The following is a 3,011-nucleotide window of genomic DNA, read 5'->3' as shown; positions in this document are numbered from 1 at the left end:
CCCCAGGCGATGGTCGCCGAAGGCAATCCGTGCGTGGTGGTTTTCAATGAGGAATGGCGCGTAGCCGAGCAGCCGGCCGCGGTCGTCGCGAGCCAGCAGGACATGTGCCTGCGCGCGGTCCCCTCGACTTGCCAATTCATAAGCCAGCCAGTCCGGATGTTGCACGGGCGAGGATGCCGCGCCAGGCATTTCCGCCAGGCGGGCCAGCTCGGCGTGCATGGCGGAAAGCTCCTGCGCCGAATCCAGTACAAGGCGCGGCAGGCGCGCATCGGAGGTGTAGATCATGGCAATACCCTCGCTGGCCCTTGGAGCATTTTCAGTACCGCCATCAACCATCGGCCGGGTGGCCCCAGCCGGCGGGTGATCGCCCCGATCATCAGCATGTCGTCGTTGTTCCAATAGCGAACCAGCACGCTGGCGGGCACGTACACCAGGGTGAATACCGCGCCGCCCACGACGAAGCCGAAGCGTCCGGGAATGGCCTCTCCAGCGATCCAGGCAATGGCGGTGGCAAGCAATGCCACGGCCAGCAGGCGCGACATGGCCGCCAGCGGCATGCCGCCGCGCGTGGCCCGGCGCAGGTAGTACACGGCAAGCGCCAGTTCCGTCACGCGCGTGCCGGCATAAGTGAGCACCGCTCCGGCCAGGCCGAAGGAGGGAATCAGCAGCAGGCCCAGCAGGACGTTGGCTGCCAGCGCAAGCACGGTAATGCGTACACGGTCGGCCTGGCGATCGACCACCGTCTGGAAAGCCGCAATGCCATTGCCGATCAACAGGAGGCCGGCCAGCACCAGGGTAGCCTCGATGGCGGGAATGGCCTGCGCATACTTCTGGCCATACAACAGCGTCACCAGGCCCGGGGTGGTGACCATGCCGATACCCGCGATGGCAAGGCCCACCGCCCAGTAGAATCGCGTGGCCTCGGAAAGGAACCGTGCGGCATGTTCCTGGCCGCGCTCACCGTAGGAACGCGCCATGTACGGCAGCAAGGTGGCGGTGAGTCCCACCGAGAACAGCTGCACGGCGCCACGGGTGAGCGTCTGCGCGATGGCGAAGAATCCCACCGCGGTCGACGACGCAAGCGCATTGAGCAGGAATACCTCGATGGTGCCGGCCTTGAGGGACCCCAGCAGCACCAGCACGGCGGTCAGGCGAAGATGCACGTTGATCCGTGTGCGCAGCGCCGCCGGTACCTCACCCACCTCAGCCGGACGGCAGTAGCGGCGATAGACCACCCTGTTGAACAGGTTCAGCATCAGGCAGGCCACGGCGAACAACGCGACGAAGGCAACCAGGCCCGCGTGCAGCCAGGTGGCGGCAATGATCAGCACTACCCCGATCAGGCCCGCCAGCACCGTGGCAATGGCCTCCGGCTCGAACCGTTCCTGGCCCTTGGCGATGGCTACCAGCATGGCGTAGTTGGCCTTGGCTACCACCGCCACGGCCACCAGGGCCGTCACCGGTAGCCAGAGATCGGACCATTCGGTGGGCCGGGTGATCCAGGTACCGAGCAGGAAAAGACCGATCACCACCACCGAACTGATGCTCTGCACGCGGCCCAGGCGCCAGGCGATGTGAGCGGCGATCGAGCGCGCTCCCGCCCCGTCGGCCTCGGCGATGAACTTGGTGCTCGAGGTGGTCAATGCATGGTTGCTGCAGGTGATCAACCAGCCGCAAAGCCAGATGGTGAAAGCGTAGCGGCCGAAGTCCGCCGGCCCCAGCGCGCGCGCGATCCAGATGCTTACCACCAGGCCCAGTGCATATTCGATGTACGTGGACACCGAAACGATGGTGACGCTGCGCAGCACTTCCAGCCGCCGGTTCATGGCGAAGCCCGCCGTGCGGTCATGGGCGAGCCTGACAATCCGGCGCCCGCCGGCTGGCTCATCATCCACTGGGCCACGCCGCTACCCCGGTTGTTCCAGTTGAAGCGGCGGAGCGTGTCGTTCTGCGCCGCGCACCCGGGGGCGTAGGAACCGGCAATGGCACGGAAACGCTTTTCGTAGGCCGCGCCGTCCGCGGCGTCCGCATCGAAGTAGCGCGCCGCGGCAACGGCCAGGGCCAGTTCCACCGTGTGCGCGTCGCTGTACCAGCCTTCTGACTCCTGGATCTTCACCAACTGCGCCTGGGTGGCGTGGCTGGACGACCAGTACCAGGCGATCTGGCCATTGGGTCCCGAACAGGAATTGCGCCAATCGTGCGGGCTCACCAGCATCGCGCTGTCGATCCAGCCATGGCGCTCCAGGTAGTGCCCATAGGCGGCGATCATCGGCGGGATGCGTGCGTCGTTGGTGGCAAGCCAGGCATGCCACAGGCCGTCGATGATGTTCTCGCTCATCCACGGCGACGTGCCACGGACATCGGTGGCCGGGTTCCAGGCATCGTTCTCGTGCAGGTTCCAGCTGTTGCGCCAGGAGCCGTCGTCGCCCAGGCCATCCGGATTCTTTGCCTGGTGATCGGCAAGCCAACCCACCCGCGCGCGTATCCGCTCGAGGTAACGCTTGTCACCGGTCAGTTCATAACCACTGACAGTCTCGATCAGGCCAAGCCCTGCCAGTCGTTCGGTAAAATAGGTGGAGGGCCGCTCGTACGGGCCGGGCCGTGTGTTCCAGCCACCGGAGTCCCATAGCGCCATCATGTTGTCCACGGTGTCTGCGTCGTGGGCGCCATCGTCCCCCAGCAGGCCCATCGCCAGCACGATGGGCTCGACGTAAACGTATTTCACGTCGCACGGTTTGTCGCCAAGCGTCCAACCGCCTGCGCACGAAGGGTGGATGACCACGCCATCGCGCTTGATGTACTTCATGTAGAAGCGATAGCTCTCCGCAGCCGAAGCGAGGTAGTCGGCGCGACCGGTGCGCACGTAAGCCTTGAACAAGGTCGTCGGCCGGTCGAACAGCCAGGCCGTCGGATCGTTCGTGGGCAGCGCGCGCGCCCACTGGAACTGGCGGTCGACATAGCCGGCGTACGCCTCGCCGCTGCGCGCCTGCCGCTGCGGCCCGGCGATCAGC

Annotated in this window: 3 protein-coding genes; all 3 read right to left on the bottom strand. The window is 65.9% G+C overall.

The genetic code is table 11. The annotated features are described in order from the left end of the window. Window positions 1–285, bottom strand: a 285-nt coding sequence (locus VK519_RS02935) for a hypothetical protein (protein WP_324347509.1), incomplete at its 3' end; no start/stop codon positions are given. Beyond that, window positions 282–1,826: an oligosaccharide flippase family protein gene (locus tag VK519_RS02930; protein WP_324347507.1), complete on the bottom strand. Its 1,545-nt coding sequence runs from the start codon at window positions 1,824–1,826 to the stop codon at window positions 282–284. The genes VK519_RS02935 and VK519_RS02930, both read right to left, overlap by 4 nt. Beyond that, window positions 1,823–3,011: hypothetical protein (locus tag VK519_RS02925; RefSeq protein ID WP_324347505.1), on the bottom strand; the 1,189-nt coding region annotated here is incomplete at its 5' end. The genes VK519_RS02930 and VK519_RS02925, both read right to left, overlap by 4 nt.

This window comes from Pinirhizobacter sp., assembly GCF_035317885.1.
Lineage (GTDB): Bacteria > Pseudomonadota > Gammaproteobacteria > Xanthomonadales > Rhodanobacteraceae > Pinirhizobacter.
This window is presented reverse-complemented; position numbering and strand designations above follow the sequence as displayed.